The sequence below is a fragment of the Pedobacter paludis genome (assembly GCF_003173575.1).
Lineage (GTDB): Bacteria > Bacteroidota > Bacteroidia > Sphingobacteriales > Sphingobacteriaceae > Pedobacter > Pedobacter paludis.
The window spans coordinates 262,614-282,203 of record NZ_QGNY01000005.1; the positions used below are offsets into that span (position 1 = coordinate 262,614).

At 36.6% G+C, this 19,590-nt stretch carries 21 protein-coding genes; 6 read left to right on the forward strand and 15 right to left on the reverse strand.

What is annotated here, in order from left to right; genetic code table 11:
• Positions 1-4: 4 nt before the first annotated feature.
• The 3 genes from DF947_RS15290 (at position 5) to DF947_RS15300 (ending at position 2,110) form a co-directional block, all read left to right on the forward strand.
• A complete protein-coding gene (locus DF947_RS15290; RefSeq protein ID WP_109930914.1) occupies positions 5-943 on the forward strand; it encodes a DUF5777 family beta-barrel protein in 939 nt (312 codons plus the stop codon).
• Between the two features lie 12 nt (positions 944-955).
• On the forward strand, positions 956-1,411 hold the full coding sequence (locus DF947_RS15295; protein WP_109930915.1) for a QcrA and Rieske domain-containing protein: 456 nt from the start codon (positions 956-958) through the stop codon (positions 1,409-1,411).
• Between the two features lie 168 nt (positions 1,412-1,579).
• Entirely contained in the window at positions 1,580-2,110 is a 531-nt protein-coding gene (locus tag DF947_RS15300; RefSeq protein ID WP_109930916.1) for a DUF4251 domain-containing protein, read from the forward strand.
• Positions 2,111-2,152: 42 nt separating this feature from the next.
• On the opposite strand, the gene DF947_RS15305 is transcribed toward DF947_RS15300, so the two are convergent.
• The 14 genes from DF947_RS15305 to DF947_RS15370 all read right to left on the reverse strand — a co-directional run bounded on the left by DF947_RS15305 (position 2,153) and on the right by DF947_RS15370 (position 15,822).
• The gene (locus DF947_RS15305; RefSeq protein WP_109930917.1) at positions 2,153-3,229 is read right to left on the reverse strand and encodes a glutaminyl-peptide cyclotransferase; all 1,077 of its coding nucleotides are present in this window, start codon (positions 3,227-3,229) and stop codon (positions 2,153-2,155) included.
• Positions 3,207-3,572, reverse strand: a complete 366-nt coding sequence (locus DF947_RS15310; protein ID WP_109931094.1) for a YraN family protein — start codon at positions 3,570-3,572, stop codon at positions 3,207-3,209. Before DF947_RS15310 ends, DF947_RS15305 begins: the two co-directional genes overlap by 23 nt.
• 10 nt (positions 3,573-3,582) lie before the next feature.
• The gene (dnaG, locus tag DF947_RS15315) at positions 3,583-5,562 is read right to left on the reverse strand and encodes a DNA primase (RefSeq protein ID WP_109930918.1); all 1,980 of its coding nucleotides are present in this window, start codon (positions 5,560-5,562) and stop codon (positions 3,583-3,585) included.
• 137 nt (positions 5,563-5,699) lie between these two features.
• Positions 5,700-6,359: an SGNH/GDSL hydrolase family protein gene (locus DF947_RS15320; RefSeq protein WP_109930919.1), complete on the reverse strand. Its 660-nt coding sequence runs from the start codon at positions 6,357-6,359 to the stop codon at positions 5,700-5,702.
• A 20-nt stretch (positions 6,360-6,379) separates the two neighbouring features.
• Complete coding sequence (locus DF947_RS15325) at positions 6,380-7,954, reverse strand: serine hydrolase (protein WP_109930920.1); 1,575 nt, start codon at positions 7,952-7,954, stop codon at positions 6,380-6,382.
• A gap of 58 nt (positions 7,955-8,012) precedes the next feature.
• On the reverse strand, positions 8,013-8,954 hold the full coding sequence (locus DF947_RS15330; RefSeq protein ID WP_109930921.1) for a hypothetical protein: 942 nt from the start codon (positions 8,952-8,954) through the stop codon (positions 8,013-8,015).
• 100 nt (positions 8,955-9,054) lie between these two features.
• Positions 9,055-10,239 (reverse strand): M20 metallopeptidase family protein, encoded by a 1,185-nt coding sequence (locus DF947_RS15335; RefSeq protein WP_109930922.1) that lies wholly within the window; start codon positions 10,237-10,239, stop codon positions 9,055-9,057.
• Positions 10,226-10,669 (reverse strand): SPOR domain-containing protein, encoded by a 444-nt coding sequence (locus DF947_RS15340; protein WP_109930923.1) that lies wholly within the window; start codon positions 10,667-10,669, stop codon positions 10,226-10,228. Before DF947_RS15340 ends, DF947_RS15335 begins: the two co-directional genes overlap by 14 nt.
• Positions 10,670-10,777: 108 nt before the next feature.
• Complete coding sequence (locus tag DF947_RS15345) at positions 10,778-11,071, reverse strand: type II toxin-antitoxin system RelE/ParE family toxin (protein ID WP_109930924.1); 294 nt, start codon at positions 11,069-11,071, stop codon at positions 10,778-10,780.
• Entirely contained in the window at positions 11,056-11,277 is a 222-nt protein-coding gene (locus DF947_RS15350) for a hypothetical protein (RefSeq protein WP_109930925.1), read from the reverse strand. The genes DF947_RS15345 and DF947_RS15350 overlap by 16 nt, the downstream gene beginning before the upstream one ends.
• Before the next feature lie 52 nt (positions 11,278-11,329).
• Positions 11,330-11,605, reverse strand: a complete 276-nt coding sequence (locus tag DF947_RS15355; protein WP_109930926.1) for a Txe/YoeB family addiction module toxin — start codon at positions 11,603-11,605, stop codon at positions 11,330-11,332.
• 2 nt (positions 11,606-11,607) lie between these two features.
• Complete coding sequence (locus DF947_RS15360) at positions 11,608-11,883, reverse strand: type II toxin-antitoxin system Phd/YefM family antitoxin (protein WP_109930927.1); 276 nt, start codon at positions 11,881-11,883, stop codon at positions 11,608-11,610.
• Between the two features lie 199 nt (positions 11,884-12,082).
• Positions 12,083-15,385, reverse strand: coding sequence for a preprotein translocase subunit SecA (gene secA / locus DF947_RS15365; protein ID WP_109930928.1), 3,303 nt, complete (start codon positions 15,383-15,385; stop codon positions 12,083-12,085).
• 137 nt (positions 15,386-15,522) lie between these two features.
• Positions 15,523-15,822, reverse strand: a complete 300-nt coding sequence (locus DF947_RS15370; RefSeq protein WP_146202930.1) for a hypothetical protein — start codon at positions 15,820-15,822, stop codon at positions 15,523-15,525.
• 252 nt (positions 15,823-16,074) lie between these two features.
• Between DF947_RS15370 and DF947_RS15375 the strand changes: the two genes are divergently transcribed.
• The 3 genes from DF947_RS15375 (at position 16,075) to DF947_RS15385 (ending at position 18,088) form a co-directional block, all read left to right on the forward strand.
• Positions 16,075-16,806 carry a dioxygenase family protein gene (locus DF947_RS15375; RefSeq protein ID WP_109930930.1) on the forward strand — a complete coding sequence of 244 codons (732 nt, stop codon included), beginning with the start codon at positions 16,075-16,077 and terminating at the stop codon, positions 16,804-16,806.
• 69 nt (positions 16,807-16,875) lie between these two features.
• The gene (locus DF947_RS15380) at positions 16,876-17,382 is read left to right on the forward strand and encodes a hypothetical protein (RefSeq protein WP_109930931.1); all 507 of its coding nucleotides are present in this window, start codon (positions 16,876-16,878) and stop codon (positions 17,380-17,382) included.
• 1 nt (position 17,383) lies between these two features.
• Positions 17,384-18,088 carry a pirin family protein gene (locus tag DF947_RS15385; protein WP_109930932.1) on the forward strand — a complete coding sequence of 235 codons (705 nt, stop codon included), beginning with the start codon at positions 17,384-17,386 and terminating at the stop codon, positions 18,086-18,088.
• A gap of 410 nt (positions 18,089-18,498) precedes the next feature.
• On the opposite strand, the gene DF947_RS15390 is transcribed toward DF947_RS15385, so the two are convergent.
• Positions 18,499-19,449: a Smr/MutS family protein gene (locus tag DF947_RS15390; protein ID WP_109931095.1), complete on the reverse strand. Its 951-nt coding sequence runs from the start codon at positions 19,447-19,449 to the stop codon at positions 18,499-18,501.
• Positions 19,450-19,590 lie beyond the last annotated feature (141 nt).

Consider the following 19,590-nt stretch of genomic DNA (forward strand, 5'->3'; position numbering starts at 1 on the left):
ACATATGTTGAAAATCTCTACACTCCTCAGTTTTGCCCTTTTATTAAGTGGCAATATTTATGCTCAATCTGCCGATTCCTTACTGAAATCGATGACGGATACGGCAAAAATAAAAGTGCTTAATCCAACTTTTAAATCTACACGGATTGTACTTTCCCAATCTACCGAAACCCAAAAAAAACACGATCTCGATATGCGCATCAGACATCATTTTGGTGATATTGGGGGCGAATTTGGAAGTGCGCACACGCTTTACGGTTTGGACGTGGCTTCTGATCTTTTTATAGGATTTGATTACGGGATAACAGATAAATTAACCATAAGTATTGGCAGAAGCAAGCATGATGAGCTTTATAATGGTTTTTTAAAATATAAACTTTTAGAGCAAGGCGGTGGGAAGTATGGAAACATTCCGATAAATGTTACACTGTTGGCGCAAATGGGTTGGATTGCAAGAGAACCCTTTACAACTACAGAATTCCCAACATATGCCAATCGTTTCACTTACTTTTTACAACCCATATTTTCAAGAAAAATAACGCAAAGAATCTCTTTACAGGTTGCGCCATCGGTATTGTTAAGAAAAAACACAACTGAGGCACAAGATCCAGAAAGCTTGATTAGTATCGGCTTTGCCGGAAGGGTAAAGCTAACCAAAAGATTATCCTTTGTTGCCGATTACACCTTGGTTAATGGCATAAACCGACCGATAGATTTAGTGCAGAAATTTTATAACCCTTTAGGTGTTGGGCTAGAAATAGAAACTGGTGGGCATGTTTTCTCGCTCAATTTTATGAATTCAGAATACATCTCAGAAAACAGTTTTATTCCCGACACCAAAAAATCATGGAAGCACGGTGGTGTTCGATTTGGGTTTACCATTTCCAGAAACTTTACGCTGTTCAAATCAAAGGATAAAGACCTTCAATCTAAAATATACTAACAAAACAGAATTATGGAACGTAACGAATTTATTAAATCTCTGGGCTTAGGAATAGCCTTGGTTTGCACGGGTTCGTGCTTATCTAGTTGTGGTAAAAAAGGTGATGACCCATCTCCAAACAACCCTAGTGGTGGCGGAGGTGTATCATCTGGAACCACAGCTAGTGTAGATTTAGGCACGCAACTTTTAACTGTAGGTGCATCGGTAGTAGTAAGCGGAATTTTATTTATTAGAACAGCTACCGGAAATGCCACAACCTCTTTTGCCGCAACACAGGCAACTTGTCCGCACCAAGGTGGTTCGTTAAATTTTATTCAAGCAAGCAACTTTATTCAATGCAGTTTACATGCATCAAGATATACAACATCGGGCAGTATTTTAGCTCAACCGAACGATGGCGGAACAACAAGCGCTTTAAAAACTTATCCATTAACACTCACTGGATCAACGCTTTCAGCCACAGCATAGTCATTTGTTTTTATTAGGGTTAGGTGGTACTATTTTAATGGTATCGCCTTTTTATTTTGGCTGAATTATTGAGTATCTTTAAGTATAAAAATTTTTGAGTTGCCGTATTTTATGGAATCCGACAGGCTTGCACATCATTAAGTTGTTATTTCATTAAAAATATTAATCATGAAAAGTTTAAAATTCCTATTGAGTATTACCATGTTTGGTTTAGCCATGCATGCTTTTGCGCAAACCAATAAAGAAACAACGGCCAAAATTGTTGCCGATAAAAATTATACGTTCGTTGCAAATACTGCAATCCCGATGGCCAACAATGATTTGAATAATATTATGTCTAGAATGCCCGGCGGACAAGGTGCAGGCATGATAAATCTTTCTGGCTCACAATACGATGTGAAAGTGAATAAAGATAGTGTAATTGCTTATTTGCCATTTTATGGCCGTTCTTATAATGCGCCATATAATCCAACTGAAGGTGGAATAAAGTTTACATCCAAAGATTTTACTTACACAGAATCAAAATCTAAGAAAGGTGCGTACACCATTCAAATTAACACAAAGGATGTTAAGAGAGAAAATTATCGTTTCACAATTAACATCTCAGCCAATGGCTATGCATCACTAATTGCGAGTAGTGTAAACAAGCAACCCATAACATTTAATGGATATTTAAGCGAGTCTAAAGGAAATGATTAAATAAAAAAGGAGTCAGAAATCTGACTCCTTTTTTATGATCACTTATTTTTTAATCATTTTTATCTCGAAAATATGTGGCCATTTTTTACCTGCAACAAAAAGTCTTTTAGAAGCTTTATCGTAAGCAATTCCATTTAACACATTGTTTCCGATTTCGTCTTCGGTTTTAAAATAGCCCTGTGGTAATAAACCTGATAAATCAATTCTTGCCTCAACGGCTCCGCTGGTCGGATTTATGATGAGGATATCATTAGTCGTGTAAACATTCGCGTAGATTTTGCCATCAATCATTTCAAGTTCATTCAAATCTTTTATTGGTCCCTTATTATCAAAAACATCAATCGAGCCCGTTGGTTGATAAGTATTTTTATCCAAGAAAAATATCGTTCCGGATCCATCCGTATTTAAAACTTTATCACCATCAAAGTACAAGCCCCAACCCTCTTGCGTACCATGGTTATATGGGAACTCCCCTATTTTCTTAAAAGTGGCTTTATCATAAACGAAACCGATTTTTTCGCGATAGGTAAGCTGAATAATTTTATTGCCGATTACCGTGATTCCCTCTCCAAAATACTTTTTATCCAATTCGGTTTTTTGAACAATTTTTCCGTTAGCAGGCTCAACCTTGCGTAAGCTCGAATGGCCATAATCTCCCGCACTTTCGTAGAAATATCCATCGTGATATTCTAAGCCTTCTACATAAGATGATGTATCGTGCGGTAAGGTCTTAACAACTTGATAAGTGTATTGAACTGGTTCTATATTCGATAAAACATTGATGTTGGTCGTTAAATCATCCGATTTTCCATCGCCGAAAACCCTTGCAGTAATTAAGTGATTACCCAATTTTAAGCCAGCCGTTTTAAGTTTTAAGATTGAGGTATCTTTTTTTGATTCAATTTTTACTGTATCGAGCAAATAAACAACAGAATCTACTTTTCTATCGTTACCAAACTGTACTTTAACTTCTATTTCATTACCTGATGGAACATTTAACCCAATAATTGGAGAAACAATGCTTCGGTAGGAAATTGAGGGCGTGTTTTTACAAGAACTGATAAAAGCAATTAAAACTGCTATAAAAAATAAGTATTTAATCTTCTGGCCAAAAAGCATCTTCAATATGATTTAATGTGTAATTTTTATTTTTTGTAAATGTAATTGCAATAATATCAAAACGAATTTCATTTTGATGATTCATAATTTCAATATATTCTGTGGAAGCAAGTTCCATTTGTTTTTGTTTAGCTTTCTGTACAAAATCTTCTGGCTGGCCAAAAGCGATCGAGCTTCTGGTTTTAACTTCAACAAAAATTATAATTCCGTTCTTATAAGCAATAAGATCAACCTCGGCCTTACCATAAACCCAGTTTTCATCTAAAATTTCATACTCGTTATCTTCAAGATATCGTTTAGCAATTTGCTCTCCTTCTCTTCCTATATCGTTATGAACAGCCAATTTCAACAATTTATTTAACAACAACTGATCCTAGAAATCTAGAAATTTCTCGTTCTACACCTTTTATTACGCCATAACGTTGCATTAAAATAATTTGGTTATCGGCATCCTTTTCCTCTTTAATTTCTTTTAACAAGTTAGATAAAATTTTATCGACCTTATGTTTCTTTAAATGAAAAATACCCCCCAATATGGTTGCCTTTAAATGCATTGATTCATCTTTAACGTAAATCTGGTGCTTATTTAACCAATTTTCGCTAAGCGCATATTCTGATGTTGATAGCGTGATGGCCAAATCTGCAATCTCCCGATCTTCGTTTTTTATGAAATGATTTGCTGTTGGCAGTCGTCCGTTGTCGATTTCAGATTTATAATAATCTACAATTTTTTTACATAGCGGATTTTCAAAATCAACATCTGCAAGGTTCTGCATAATAAACGAACCAATGTACATATCATCAATGTTATCCCAATTTACAAATTCATGCCCATAAGCAAGAAGTAAACGAACAATCTCTTTCTCCTGATGATCTTCTGCAGAGGTTTGAGTTTGCAAATCTCCAGGACCTGCCTGATCATCCCATAAATTATCTGGTGGACCTAAAGGCTCTGGCGGACCTGAGGAATATGGATTATTATTCGCGTTATTATTTGCTCTTTGATTGCTCTCGAAAGTTTTTTTACTTTTTGCCGAACGCATTTTGTTCAGCTCTGTTAATAAGATTCTTTCTTCGATTTCCAACAAACTGCTGCATTCTCTAATAAAAACGGAAGCCTTAATTGGATCAGGAATTTTTGCGATACTTTCTACAATATCTCTAATAATGCCAGCTCTTTTTATCGGGTCGTCTCCGGCATCTTTAAGCAAAACATTGGCTTTGTAAAGGATAAAGTCTTTTCTGTTTTGCTCTAAATACGTTTTGAAGGCTCCGGCACCAACATGATGCATATAGGAATCGGGGTCATGTCCATCAGGGAAAGAAACAATTTTTACGTTCAGTCCTTCTTCCAAAATCATATCCAAACCACGCAAAGATGCCTTGATCCCGGCGGCGTCTCCATCAAACAGTATGGTTACGTTTTGTGTAAAACGACCGATTAACTTAATCTGCTCTACCGTTAAAGAAGTACCAGATGAGGCGACTACATTTTCGATGCCGGCCTGATGAACAGAAAGCACATCTGCATATCCTTCGGCCAGATAGCAATTATCCAAATCGCGAATGGCTTTTTTTGCATGGAACAATCCATAAAGGACATTCGATTTATGATAAATTTCACTCTCAGGTGAGTTTACATATTTAGGAACATTTTTATCCGTTTTAAGTGTTCTACCTCCAAAACCAATCACCCTACCTGTAAAACCATGTATAGGAAACATAACTCTACCACGAAAACGGTCGTAAATTTTGCCCTTTTCGTTTTTGATGGATAAGCCTGTAGCTTCCAAAAACTCGAGATTATGGCCTGCGTTCACGGCACTCTGTGTCATGGCATCCCAAACATCAGGAGAATAGCCTACTTCAAACTTTTTAAGAATGTCTTCTCTAAAACCCCGTTCTTTAAAATAGCTTAAACCAATACCTTTTCCTTCGTCTGTTTCCCAGAGTTGTTTTACAAAAAATGCTGATGCGTATTGGGATACGATGTACAGACTTTCCTTTGCGCTTTGTGCTTCTGCATCTTGTGGGCTAAGTTCGGTTTCCTCAACCTCAATATTATATTTATTGGCTAAAAACTTCAATGCTTCTGGATACGAATATTTCTCGTGATCCATAATAAAGCGTACTGAATCGCCTCCTTTGCCACATCCGAAGCATTTGTAAATACCTTTTGTTACCGATACGTGAAAGGATGGTGTTTTTTCGCCATGAAAAGGGCAATTACCAATTAAGCTTGTTCCGCGTTTTTTTAAGTGCACAAAATCTCCCACTACCTCCTCAATTCGGGCGGTATCCATTATCTTATCTATTGTTTCGCGGTTTATCATACCCCAAACCCCTAAAGGGGCTTTCCTTTCTATCGTTTATCCCAATCCCAAATGAGAATTATTGCTTTTATCGGTTTTGGGAATTTATTTTTTATCGATCTCGCAATTCATTTCGCCCGTAATTCCCTATTAGGGGGTTATTTTACTAATGGCAATAATTGATCTGCAACCAACTTATTTCCAGTATCGTTTAGGTGTACCCTATCAACGGTTAAAACTCCTTTTTCCTTATCTTCTGGATTATTTTTAGCTTCATATTCGGCGAAAACTTTTCTTAAATCGCAAACGGGTAAATTATTCTTAGCTGCCAATTGTCTTATCCCTTCAGCATATTTATTCAAATCTGCATCAAGTTCATTGGTTCCATCTTTTTTCTCACCAACAACTGATGGAGTTACCAAAACAACCTTGCTGCCCACACCTTGAATTTTATTGATTAATGCTTGATAAAACTTTAAATACTTATCGTAATCAGTTCCGGTATGAGACGACTGTTTATGCCAAACATCATTAATACCCACGTAAATAACCACTAAATCGGGTTTTTTATTCAGCACATCATCTTCTAAACGCAAGTATAAATCGTACACTTTATTGCCGCCGATTCCAGCGCCAATAACATTGTACTTTGTAGAATCCAATGATTTTTTAATAAGCGTTACATATCCATTTTTGGAAACACCTTGCTGTGTAATCGAATCGCCGAAGAAGATAATTCGTTTTGGTTTAAATGTCATTGAAGTTAATGCGATTAAGCAAATGCAAACTAAACTACTTGTTTTTAGGAATGTTTTCATTGTATATAAATTGGTTAGAATTATTTTTTATCGGTTTTCTTAAAATCCAGATCCTGGAAATCGAAGCTAAAATCGGTTAATGGAGATATGGCCTCGAGCTTAAAACCATCGGCCATTGCATTATTATCTAAGGTAAAATTAATAAAAGCATCGGCATCTAAACTTCTATCGTACCACTTTACAATAAAGGTATTTCCTTTATAATAAGTCATATCGCCTTTCAACTTAGGCGCATTTTTTGCCTGAAAATGCATTTTACCATTAACTTCGCTAATGGTTACATCTCCAAACCAAGCATCATGGAAAGTGCCATAATAATTTTTTGGATCTGGTTTTGTAGTCAGCGTTTTTTGCTGGGCAGCAATATCATTCCATATTTTAGCAACAATTTCTTCTGCCTGCTTCTCTCCTTTTAAACGGTTATCGTTGTAAGCCTTAACTCTATCCTGTCCTTTTATGCCAAAGTAACCATCTTTAATGGTATTGGTAATCGCAGTAAATGCAGCGCCAGATTGTTGATTGGTTAGAACAATTATACCCAATTTTATTTCTGGGATTACAGTTACCTGAGTTACGATTCCGGATAAACCGCCAGTATGTGTAGCCTGGAAATAACCGTTAACATCGCTTAAAAACCAGCCTAACCCATAGGCACTAAAGTGTGTATTGTATGGAGAACCACCATTTATTATGGTTTGAGGTGTCCAAAGTTCTCGAGCAACCGCGGGGCTGAACAGTTTCTTGTCCATGCTTTCGCCATACTTGCCACTATTCATCATCGCCATAACCCATTTACTCATATCCGTTACGTTCGAATAAATACCACCAGCAGCGTTAGCAATTTCACCAAAACTTAATCCTACGGGAAGCAGTTTACCCTCATAAGGTGCGTGACCATCAATTACATTGGATTTATCTTTTAAACGATACCAAGAGGCAGCGGTTTTTGTCATACCCAAGGGCTTGATTATTCTGCTTTCAATAAAATCTTCGTAGGTTATTCCAGAAACTCTTGCAACTACTTCGCCAGCAACGATGTACATTAAATTATCATAATCGTACTTTGTACGGAAAGATGAAACCGGTTTCAGATAGCGGAGATTATGAATCAATTGCTTTTTATCTACAGTTGATGAATCCGGCCAGATCATTAAATCGCCAGCGCCTAAGCCTAAACCGCTTCTGTGGGTAAGTAAATCTCTGATGGTAAACTCACTAGTTACATAAGCATCGTACATTTTAAACTCAGGTATTACATCCGTAACTTTTGTATCCCAGGTGATTTTTTTCTCATCAACCAACATGCCCAAAGCTGCAGCCGTAAATGCCTTTGTATTTGATGCTACACCGAAAAGTGTATTTTCATCTACCTTTTGATTGGTTTTAATTGAACGAACACCATAGCCTTTTAAATGAATTATTTTTCCATCTTTAATTACCGAAACCGCAATTCCGGGAACGTTGAAAGTAGTAAGTGTTTTTTCGACTAGGCTATCTATCTGTTTTGACGAAAGTACCTGCGCTTGTACTTGAATGACCAAGCACAACAATAAAACAGTTGTTATTTTAAGTTTTAATGAAGAAAAAAAATGCATTTTAATCGGTTTAAATAATCGTTTAAAGATAATAAATCTTTTATGCGTTAGTTAATCCTTATTTACCCTTTTCCAGTTTGTAATCTTTATGAACAATTAAAAAACTGGCCCGCTCCTCTTTTTTAAAAGGGTAATCCCAATTGCCTTGATAAGTAATTTTTGTTGGAAGTTTATCCTCACCAAAATAACCCATTTCGATATTCATCTGCACGTCGAAATCAAACAGCATGTTACTGTATTTCATATCCACGTATCGCCCTAAAATATTGAAATTACGCTTATCGAAAATGGTGACCAATTCTTTTATCATAATCCCATCCTTAGTCCAGCTGCTTAAATCAGGCTTTACAGAAACCTTAAAACGATATACCGGAATGGAATCTAAATAGGTACCGCTGGTAAAGCCATAATCATAATACTGTCGCATATTTGCTGAGAAAATTTCCGTTTTACTTCCGATAAATGGTACTTTAACTGGTCTGCCAGGATTAAAAATAAGCGTTTTCAATTTATCCTTATAGCTTTCGTTTGTACCGCCTTTGCCATCGCTAGCTGGTGCATTCGGCACGAAATCGGTATTATAGGCATTCATAAAAATGTAATCGAACATTTCTACGGTATACAATTGGTATTTGCCATTTTTCTTATAAATTTTCCCGGTATCCTGCTTTACCAGATATTCCATTTTATAAGGCCCACTGTTGTTGTGCTTTATTTTACGGTAAATTTTTCCATCAACCTTGTTCTTTTTGTCGTAGCTGAAAATGCGGTTTTCGGCGATGAAACTGTAGCGTTTCATATCTCTAAAAGATTGATAGAAAGAGGTATCGTTTACGATTTTATTTATGAAGGTTTCGATATTTAAACGCTCTGCCTTTATGTTCACTGCAGAATCAAGCGTAATTGTTTTTATCGTATCCGGATTAAATCGAGGGATTTCCTGACTGTAGCTTTTATAAAAAAGAGCGGTTAAAACTAAGAACAAAAATAATTTCTTCATGCTTTATTGTAAGGACAAAAACAATGCCTATTTAGGATGGAAAATATAAGATGGTTAATGGACTGAAAACCATCTCACATTTTCCATTATACGTGATATCTTAGTTACCCAATTGCTTTAGGGCAATGTAGGCCATTAAACCCGTTGATATTTTTAGTGCATCTTCATCTACATCGAACCTCGGCGTATGAACAGAATATTGTGTGTCTTTAGCGGCATTACCCGTTCCCAACCTATAAAAACAAGCATCGGTAACCTGAGAATAGAATGAAAAATCTTCTGCAGCCATCCAAATATCCAAATCAACAACGTTTTCTTTTCCTAAAAAATCCTCAGCAAAACTTCTAGCATTGGCGGTTAACTTTTCTTCGTTTACTAAAAAAGGATAGCCCTTGTGGATATCAAAATCACAGCTTCCGCCCATGCTTTCTGCCATTCCTTCGGCCATTTTTTTCATGCGTTTGTGCGCTTCAGCTCTCCAATCTTCGTCAAGGGTTCTAAATGTGCCTTCAATTTTCACTTCGTTGGGAATGATATTGGTTGCACCATTTGCCGTAACTTTTCCGAAAGATAAAACAGATGGTAAACGTGGATCGGCATTGCGACTTACGATTTGCTGTAAAGCAACAATGATGTGTGACGCGATTAAAACAGGATCGATATTTTGATGGGGTTGTGCACCATGTCCACCTTTTCCGGTTACGGTAACATACAGTTCATCAGTTGATGCCATGTAAATACCAGAACGAAAACCAACTTTACCCGTTTCTATTAAAGGCATAACGTGTTGGCCGACAATATAATCTGGCTTTGGATTTTCCAACACACCTTCTTTAATCATGATGCTTGCTCCGCCCGGAAGTAATTCTTCTGCAGGTTGAAAAATCAATTTTATTGTTCCACCGAAATCATCTTTTAATTGATTTAAGATAAATGCGGTTCCTAAAAGCGATGAAGTATGTACATCATGACCACAGGCATGCATCACGCCATGATTTTTTGAGCGGTAAGGTTTGTCATTTGCTTCGTGAATAGGCAACGCATCCATATCAGCACGTAGTGCAATAACTCGATCAGATGGTTGATTTCCTTTAATTAAACCAACAACGCCCGTATTTGCACAGTCGGTAAATTCTATCCCCCATTTGGTTAATTTATCTTTTACAAATAGCGAAGTTTGAAATTCTTTAAAAGATAATTCAGGGTTTGCGTGAATGTGTTGACGATAGCCTACAACATCGTTAAAAATGTCATCGGCTAAGTCTTTAATTTTATTTTTGATCATCAGTTGCAGTTTCTAAGGTTGGCGCATTAATTTTTTCCCTGAAAATAAATAAGGTTGGGAAAGTTGGACGAAGCTCGTTTATTAAACGCTGCGCTTCTAATCTGGTTCGAAAATCGCCTACACGAACGTAATAATTGGGTTCTTTATAAACAATATAGGTGTTCAATTTTGGATAGCTCCCTTTAAATCGGGCTTGCTGGTTAAAAACTTCACGCCGATCGGAGCCATAAAAGATCTGTACCCGATAACCGTACCCAGAAACGATTGGCTTATTTGATTTAATTACATCGCCTCCAGTTTTGTAGACTTCTAGTCGCTTTGCAATTAAGCTATCAATCTGCGGATCTTTTATTTCGGTTACTTCGCCTTTTTGAGCAAAAGATGCTTTGAATAAAAGCAAACAGCCGATAAAAGTAAATATTATTTTCATGTATGATTAACTCTGGAACTCCGGAAATTGTTTAAAAACAACAATGCCGAACTTTCCTGCAAAAATCGGCATTCTTTATGGGTTGTGCAAATGGTTTGGATTTTACTGTTAGAGAATCAATTTATCTGGATTTTGATTGGTGGGCCAAATTGTATGAATGACTATCTGCAAATCATTTTCTTCATAGAAAATAATATAATCAAATATAATTAACCCACGAATATCCTTTTTTGAAGATTGAATTCCTAGGTGAGGGTTTTTTAACAGAAGCTTTATGTCTTTATTAAATCGCTTATAAAGTTTAGCCGAATACTTTTTATTCCCATTTCTCTGAGCATAAAATTCAAGTATAGCATAAAGTTTAATTCTCGCTTTATGAGACCAAATTATTTTTTTAGCCATTCTTTTACCTCATCATCAAGTGTAGATTGTTCTACAAATAAGCCGTTTTTAACTTGCTCTTGGGATGAAATAATTTCTTCTTGCTGTTCTGGAGACAGGTTTAAGATTTGTGAGGTTGCATCCAAAATAGTAACACCAAACTCTTTTAAAATTTGTTTTACAATGGTACTTTTCTCATCTGGAATTTTTATGGTTAATGTTTCCATAAAGCTAAAATACAAAAATTAACTTAGAAAGAGCCGTTCAAATATTTTAGAGTTATTTACTATAATGAAAACGACATTGAATCACGGCGCATTGTTGGTCCTTACCCTTAGTTCCTGATATTTGGTATACCAAACGATGTTCTCCCGTAATACGTCTTGACCAAAATCCTTTTAGGTTGTGTTTTAAAGGTTCTGGTTTTCCCAATCCATGAAATGGAGTGCTTTTAATGTCTTTCAGCAGATCTCTAATTTTTCTTTCTGCTTCATTATCATTATCCATCCAATACTCAAAATCTTCCCATGCTTCTTCCGTAAATACGATATTCATATTTACACCTTATCGTTGCTGATGCCGTCCAATGAAAACAATTTCACTTTACCTTTCTTCAAGCTTTCAATCGAACTTTCTAATCGTTTACGATTGGTCTCTGTTGACATTAAATGTGCCGTTTCTGTAAGGGCATTATATTCTTTGATGGAAATCACAACCACTGCGTCATCTTCATTATTATTCCGAGGCACGATTAATATATCTTCTGTAAGGCTAACCTCATCAAAATAACTCTTCATATTAGTTCTTAGTGAGGAAATGGTAACTGCTTTCATAACAATAAATTTATGTACATTCAAATGTACGCTATAAAGTACAATTAAGCAATTTTTAATTAAATATTAATGGTTTATAAAAATGAATTTATTCAACATACAACCCATTAAATAACAAAAAGGCCACATCAAAATGATGTGGCCTTAAATTTTCTATCGAATTAAAATTGCTTTGTTCCTCGCTATGACGAGGATTAACTTACAAATTCGCTCCGTGGCAGTTTTTAAATTTCTTACCACTACCACATGGGCAAGGTTCGTTTCGGCCAACTGTTGCTTCTTTGCGAATCGGCTGTTGAGGAACAGCTTCACGCGTATCTCCAAATTCAATACCTGGTTGCTCATTACCAAACTCTTGTTTAGTCGTTTGTAACTTAGGCTGTTTTTTGGGAGCTGGTGCTTCTCTAACATCTTCAGCTTCTTGCTGAACAGGGATACCGCCTTTGTATAAGAAACTTACTACTTCTTTGTTTACTGCGTTAAGCATGTTTTTGAACAAGTTAAAGGCCTCCATTTTATAAATTACCAATGGATCTTTTTGTTCGTAAACCGCATTCTGAACCGATTGTTTCAAATCGTCCATTTCGCGTAAATGCTCTTTCCAGCTGTCGTCAATTAGAGCAAGTACAATTGTTTTCTCGAATGATCGAACAACTTCTTTTCCCTTATTATCGATTGCTTTCTTTAAATCTACAGCAACCTGAATTCCACGAATACCATCCGTAAAAGGAACTACAATTTGCTCAATCTGCTGACCACGTTCTTCATAAACCTGCGTTAAAACTGGTAATGATTGCTGAATAATAGATTCTGATTTACGGGCATAAAATGCTTCAGCCTCTTCGAATAATCTTTCGGTTAAAGCTGTAATGTTCGATGAAGCAAATTCCTTTTCGGTAATCGCTGTATCAACAGAGAAATTTTTAATTACCTCAAGTTTAAAACCATCGTAATTTGCTTCTTCTTTGTATTCGGTAACAATATCTTCGGCAACATCGAAAACCATATTGTTCATGTCCACATCTAAACGTTCGCCAAATAAAGCATTTTTACGTTTAGCATAAATAACCGTACGTTGCGAGTTCATCACATCATCGTACTCCAATAAACGTTTACGAATACCAAAGTTGTTTTCTTCTACTTTTTTCTGTGCACGTTCGATAGATTTGGTAATCATAGAGTGTTGGATCACTTCGCCATCTTCAATTCCCATTCGAACCATAATGCTAGAAATTCTTTCAGAACCAAATAAACGCATTAAGTTATCTTCTAACGAAACAAAGAACTGTGACGAACCTGGATCACCTTGACGACCTGCACGACCACGTAATTGTCTATCTACACGACGGGATTCGTGACGCTCCGTACCAACAATTGCCAAACCACCCGCATCTTTAACTCCTGCACCCAATTTAATATCTGTACCACGGCCAGCCATATTGGTTGCGATGGTAACGGTACCTGCCTGACCAGCTTCGGCAACAATATCGGCCTCTTTCTGGTGCATTTTAGCATTTAATACATTGTGTTTAATGCCGCGAAGCTTAAGCATACGGCTTAACAATTCCGAAATCTCTACTGAAGTTGTACCTACCAATACTGGTCTTCCTGCTTCTGTTAATTTTACAATTTCATCGGCAACAGCATTATATTTTTCACGCACGGTACGGTAAACATAATCTTGCTGATCTTGACGTGAAATGTTTCTATTGGTTGGAATCTCTACAACGTCTAATTTATAAATCGACCAAAACTCACCAGCTTCTGTAGTCGCTGTACCCGTCATACCGCAAAGTTTGTGGTACATACGGAAATAGTTTTGCAAGGTTACAGTTGCATAAGTCTGTGTAGCATCTTCAACTTTTACGTTTTCCTTCGCTTCGATTGCCTGATGTAAACCGTCAGAATAACGACGGCCATCCATAATACGACCGGTTTGCTCATCAACAATTTTAATCTTGCCTTCATCTATGATGTATTCCACATCAATTTCGAATAAAGTATAAGCTTTTAGCAACTGATTTACCGAGTGAATACGTTCTGCCTTAACAGAGTAATCACGCATTAAGGCATCTTTTTGAACCACTTTTTCTTCTAAAGGCAAATCAGATTTTTCCAAATCTGCAACCTCTGTACCTACATCAGGCAACACAAAGAAATGAGGATCTTCACCCGATTGGGTAATTAATTCAATCCCTTTTTCGGTTAATTCAACCTGGTTATTTTTTTCATCAATATAGAAGAACAATTCCGAATCTACCTTAGGCATGTTCTTAGATTGATCTGCCATGTAGTGATTTTCTGTTTTCAACAACAAGCCACGAACACCGCTTTCACTCAGGAATTTAATTAAAGCTTTGTTTTTTGGCAGACCACGGTAAGCACGCAATAAAGCTAAACCACCTTCTCCTTCTTCGGTACCGGTGTTACCAGCATTGATTAATTTTTTTGCTTCGTTTAAAGCTGAAGAAACATAAGCTTTTTGAGCATTAACCAAACGCTCAATGCGTGGTTTTAACTCATAAAATTCGTGCTCATCTCCACGAGGAATCGGGCCAGAGATAATTAACGGTGTACGTGCATCATCAATTAAAACTGAATCGACCTCATCAACCATTGCAAAGTGTAATTTACGTTGCACCAATTGATCTGGTGTTTGAGACATATTGTCACGCAGGTAATCAAAACCGAATTCATTATTGGTTCCGTAAGTAATATCTGCGGCGTAAGCTTTTCTTCTTTCTTCTGAATTTGGCTCGTGCTTATCGATACAATCTACACTAATTCCATGGAACTCAAATAAAGGACCATTCCATTCACTATCACGGCGGGCAAGGTAATCATTCACGGTTACGATGTGAACGCCTTGTCCGGCAAGTGCATTTAAGTAAGCTGGCAATGTACTTACCAAGGTTTTACCCTCACCAGTCGCCATCTCAGCAATTTTACCGCTGTGCAAAACGATACCACCAATTAACTGAACATCATAATGAACCATGTTCCAAGAAACTTCCGTTCCTGCAGCATCCCATTTATTTGCCCATTGTGCTTTATCGCCAACAATTTTTACGTTGCTTTTTCTTGCGGCATAATCTTTATCAAACTGTGTTGCGGTAACTTCCAAATAATCATTTTCACTTAAACGGCGAGAAGTTTCCTTAACTACAGCAAAAGCCTCGGGAAGAATTTCCAAGAGTACTTTTTCCAATTCTGCATCGCGTTCTTTGCCTAAAGCATCAACCTGATCGTATAGTGCAGTTTTTTGGTGAAGGTCTAAATCATCTCCTTCTGCATCTGCTTTTAATCCTGCAATTTTACCATCAATATCCGTTAAAAAGTTAGAAATCCGCTCTTTAAACTCAATTGTTTTACCACGTAACTCGTCATTGCTAAGCGCAGATAGTTTATTGTAGTGTTCATTTATTTTAACAACCAGTGGCTGGATGCTCTTTATATCTCTTTCTGATTTACTTCCGAAAACCTTCGCTAAAAATCCTAACATTATATTCTAAATCGTATTTATTATTAAAAAAATGGTGTGTTACAACAACCAAGCCATGTGTCTTGCTTAAGTCAGTTTGGCAGTTGTTGATATAAGAGGGGCATAAAATCTTATAAAAGATTGTTATCAGAAGAAGTCTATGGACTATTGTTCTTTGGTTTTTTTCTTATGGTTAAATCAGTGATGATCTGATTTACACTTAAGTATTTTGCAACCTTGAATGGAGTTTGTGTTCCGATTAAGGCAAGGCTAGTATAGGATAATAAGTAGGGATTTCGGTGTTCGTTAAGCCGAACAGCATCTTTCTCAGTAGCATTAGCACTGATTTTATGCTCATTACAATATTCATTTAATACTCTTAGCCCTTCAACACGTTCGGCTTTTGCCAAATGAGTTAAGCTAAAAAATACAAGTGATATGGTAACTAGGTGTTTCATTAATAGCGGCAAAGCTAGTTCTAATCTTTTATAAAATGAAATTACAGCATCGCAAAAAGCATACCCCAATTTTCATAAATTTTGCTTTATATTTTGGCATATCATCAAAAATATCTCTGCTAAGTGCAAATCAGCCAATGTGATACCTAAATTTTATTATTAAACGACACAAAATTGCCGTACATCGTCACACGGCTGTTACGTATTGTTCAACATTTTACTTTTATATCAACAAAGCAAAACATTCTAACTATGGAAAGAAAAAATTTCATTAGGAGTTTAATGATTGGAGCAATCTCAACTCCCGTAATTATAGAGGCCTGCAAAAAAAGCAGCATTAGCGATGGTTCTTCAACAAATGGTTCGGGTACTGCTAACGGAACTGCTGGCACAAACGGCACTTGTGCAGTAGCCCCTACTGAAACTGAAGGTCCTTTTCCCACTAAAGTTCCGGCATCTTATGTACGAAGCGACATTACCGATGGTCGCTCGGGCTATAAAATGACAACAAAAATTACCATCGGTAATTTGAATAATAGTTGCGCAGGTTTAGCTGGCGCCATTGTAGATATTTGGCATTGTGATGCCGAAGGAAATTATTCTGAATACGGTGGTTCGGGAATGCAAAGTACCAATTATCAATCGGTACATTTTTTACGCGGTCGCCAAACTACCGATGCAAATGGCCTAGTAACTTTCACCTCAATTTTTCCAGGATGGTATAGTGGCAGAGCAACCCATATTCACGTACATGTTTACACCGCCGGCGGAGCTTCTTTAAATGTAACCCAAATTGCTTTTCCAGAAGGTACCGGAACAGCCTTAGCATTGGTAAACGGATATGCTAAAGGAATGACGGGTTATACCTATAATAATGCTGATAATGTTTTTAGTGATGATTCTGCTGGTATCGAAATCGCAAAAGTTACAGGAACATTGGCGGCGGGTTTCGAGCTTATCTTCAAAGTAAACGTTAAAGCATAATTATCCTTATATAGTTTTATTTTTATCTAGACGTTAGGGATTTCTTAACGTCTTTTTTAATTTTATGCCATGCCGAAAAAAGCAATCACACTTTGTTACCGCAAAATTATAGACCACACCAATAACAAGCCCTGGGATAAACTTGTGCATGAAGATAGTTTTGCAGAATTCAAAATGCAATCGCAGTTTTATAATCAGGAGCAAAAATATACCACTTTCGCCGAACTGCTTTTAAATGTAGCCGGATCAGAAAAACTCCATTTCTTGGTTAGTGCATCTATTACAGGTTATTTGCAACAATTAAAGGGCATTATACCAGATGTTTTAGATAATTTAGGAAGACGATTTTTGACATTCGAAAACTTTAGGTTTGAATTGATAAATTCAGATATAAAGGATATTATTCGACATAAAATTGCAATTAATTTTTTTTCTAAACCATTGGTATGGCATGATACAATTGATAACCAGCTATTGGTTTCGGCACTTACAGAAATAGAGGATGAAGAAACTTTTACCAATCTATTTCAGTTGCAACCTTTTGTAAGTATTTATTCTATTAAAACTATTGAATAAAATGGAATTATCACCCGGAAAAATTTATCTTGCCGACCAACGCGGCTTAGCAGAAACCACCATTTTGAGGAGCTACTCGACTTTTAATTTTAAAAAATATTATAACGAGCACAAAGAACCCTTCGGCGATTTATTTATTTGCAACGATGATTTTTTAGCAGGCGGAAAATTAACTTTCTTTCTTTCTAAAGATGATTCGATTCATTTATTCATGCCAATTACTGGTGGGATAGATATTGTTATCAATGGAAAAGAATATGCTGTAGAGACTGGACAGGTTCAGGTGCTAAATTTGGGCAAGGGCGAAGTTTTGGAAATCAGCAATCCATACCCCAATGATGTAATCAATTACCTGCAGATTGGCATTAAAACCGATTTATTTTTAATGAGAGCTAGCGAACTGCTCTTTAATTTCGATTTTGAAAAGAACCAAAATCAGCTGATAGAAATCATTTCAAACCCAAAGTTGCCCTTTAAATTAAACACAGGAATTTTCGCTGGTCGAGAGGAAGCGATTTATAAAATGAATCAGTCAGGTAATAAGTTTTACTGCTTCATTATTGATGGTGCTTTTGAAATTGAAGGCCGATTGATGCACGCACGCGATGGTTTGGCATTATGGGATTTAGAGCAAGTGGAATTGGAAGCCCTAAGCAATAATGCAATTGTAATTACTTTAGAGTTGCCATCAAATTTTGGATATTAATAAATTACTGCTGGTAAATTATAGGCAAAAAAACTACAATTCTAGAAAACTGCAAACCAATAATTAACACAATTTACATGTAATTGGAAAGGGGGGCATCCTGCTTACCTAATGTAATTATTTGATTATAAAAATTTTAATAGATTTTGATTCACCACTTAGCTAGGCCTTCTTACTAAATCTCCGTTCTACTTAAATCGGCCTAACAAATTTTTGGGAATGCATTATCCAAGCCAACTCACAAACTTCAATACAAAAATTTTCAGCCGACACTTTTGTTTCTTTTGGTGCCAAAAGAAAAAAGCCCGTCCGGCCAGGACAAATAAAACACCCCGTCCTACGCACACCCCTCTAAAAGAGGGGAATGCAGAGTGCAGAATTTATTTATTTTGGTTAAAACAAAGAACCAATTACTTAAAAACAACTTCGGTTGCGCCATAACCAAACTTTTCTTTCTGGGCATCCATATAGGTTTTTACGTTTGGGTTTTTACTGATCAGTTTATGAATTTTATCCCTCAGTGTTCCATTACCAGAGCCATGGATAAAAACAATTTTATCAAAATGGTGGACCACAGCAGCATCGATTGCCGTTTGGAAGTGGTTAAGCTGAATTTGCAACATTTCATCAGCTTCCAAGAAATGATGATCATCGCGTAGTTTTTCGATGTGCAAATCAATTTCCTTTGCGGGCACATCAACGGTTTTTTTCTGATCGGCCCCTCTAAAAAAACTTTCTTTTAATTTTTGCGCATCGACTAATGGAGCTTTTTCATCCAAACGAATTAACCAGCCTTTTTGCTTCGAGCTTGGAAGTTCTTTAAGTTCTCCGCTAAAATCTTTTGCTCTAAATTTTTTATGGATGACCAAAGGTTCAACAGGTTTAATATCAGCTTTGCTGTGTATTAAAATCTGGAAATTAAACGTTGGCCAAAGATCCAAATCAGATAAGGAGGCTGAATAAACCAACGCAGAATTATAAGCTTCCAAAACACCATAAAATGCGCCCGCATACTTATCCTTTCTTTCGGTATTTACGCTGACTAGTAAAATATGAGGAGTTTGATTTTGCAGGTTAAAATGAACCACATTATCGGCTTTATTATCATTTGCAACAGCAAGGTAAATGCCATTTTCAGTTTTGCTAGTGCTCGGTACATTTACCTGAATTGGTTTCGGAGCATCCAGTTCTTCTGCTACAGCACCATGCCCATGAACAGAAGTCAAATTGCTTAATGCAACGGGGATTTCGAAACCATCTTCATCCGTAACGCCCAAAGTTTGAGCATCGATTATTTTGGTTACATAGCCTTCACGTTTTTCATCAACAAAACGAACAAAATCACCTAGTTTAAATTTCATAACCCCTAAATCCCCTACAGGGGATCTCCTTTTTATAGTTTTAAGCGACATGCCCAAAACAAATTAACCCCAACCCCTAAAGGGGCCTTTTGACCTTCTAAGGCTCTAAGCAAAATGCCTAAGCCAAAATTTTATTATACC

Bases quoted from the DNA above. Each gene is read 5' to 3' on its own strand.
- DF947_RS15320 (WP_109930919.1), bottom strand. From the start codon at position 6,359: ATGAAAACATTCCTAAAAACAAGTAGTTTAGTTTGCATTTGCTTAATC.
- DF947_RS15345 (WP_109930924.1), bottom strand. From the start codon at position 11,071: ATGGCTAAAAAAATAATTTGGTCTCATAAAGCGAGAATTAAACTTTAT.
- DF947_RS15325 (WP_109930920.1), bottom strand. From the start codon at position 7,954: ATGCATTTTTTTTCTTCATTAAAACTTAAAATAACAACTGTTTTATTG.
- DF947_RS15360 (WP_109930927.1), bottom strand. From the start codon at position 11,883: ATGAAAGCAGTTACCATTTCCTCACTAAGAACTAATATGAAGAGTTAT.
- DF947_RS15370 (WP_146202930.1), bottom strand. From the start codon at position 15,822: ATGAAACACCTAGTTACCATATCACTTGTATTTTTTAGCTTAACTCAT.
- DF947_RS15330 (WP_109930921.1), bottom strand. From the start codon at position 8,954: ATGAAGAAATTATTTTTGTTCTTAGTTTTAACCGCTCTTTTTTATAAA.
- DF947_RS15295 (WP_109930915.1), top strand. From the start codon at position 956: ATGGAACGTAACGAATTTATTAAATCTCTGGGCTTAGGAATAGCCTTG.
- DF947_RS15350 (WP_109930925.1), bottom strand. From the start codon at position 11,277: ATGGAAACATTAACCATAAAAATTCCAGATGAGAAAAGTACCATTGTA.
- DF947_RS15375 (WP_109930930.1), top strand. From the start codon at position 16,075: ATGGAAAGAAAAAATTTCATTAGGAGTTTAATGATTGGAGCAATCTCA.
- DF947_RS15340 (WP_109930923.1), bottom strand. From the start codon at position 10,669: ATGAAAATAATATTTACTTTTATCGGCTGTTTGCTTTTATTCAAAGCA.
- DF947_RS15290 (WP_109930914.1), top strand. From the start codon at position 5: ATGTTGAAAATCTCTACACTCCTCAGTTTTGCCCTTTTATTAAGTGGC.
- DF947_RS15380 (WP_109930931.1), top strand. From the start codon at position 16,876: ATGCCGAAAAAAGCAATCACACTTTGTTACCGCAAAATTATAGACCAC.
- secA (WP_109930928.1), bottom strand. From the start codon at position 15,385: ATGTTAGGATTTTTAGCGAAGGTTTTCGGAAGTAAATCAGAAAGAGAT.
- DF947_RS15335 (WP_109930922.1), bottom strand. From the start codon at position 10,239: ATGATCAAAAATAAAATTAAAGACTTAGCCGATGACATTTTTAACGAT.
- DF947_RS15355 (WP_109930926.1), bottom strand. From the start codon at position 11,605: ATGAATATCGTATTTACGGAAGAAGCATGGGAAGATTTTGAGTATTGG.
- dnaG (WP_109930918.1), bottom strand. From the start codon at position 5,562: ATGATAAACCGCGAAACAATAGATAAGATAATGGATACCGCCCGAATT.
- DF947_RS15390 (WP_109931095.1), bottom strand. From the start codon at position 19,449: ATGAAATTTAAACTAGGTGATTTTGTTCGTTTTGTTGATGAAAAACGT.
- DF947_RS15385 (WP_109930932.1), top strand. From the start codon at position 17,384: ATGGAATTATCACCCGGAAAAATTTATCTTGCCGACCAACGCGGCTTA.
- DF947_RS15305 (WP_109930917.1), bottom strand. From the start codon at position 3,229: ATGCTTTTTGGCCAGAAGATTAAATACTTATTTTTTATAGCAGTTTTA.
- DF947_RS15300 (WP_109930916.1), top strand. From the start codon at position 1,580: ATGAAAAGTTTAAAATTCCTATTGAGTATTACCATGTTTGGTTTAGCC.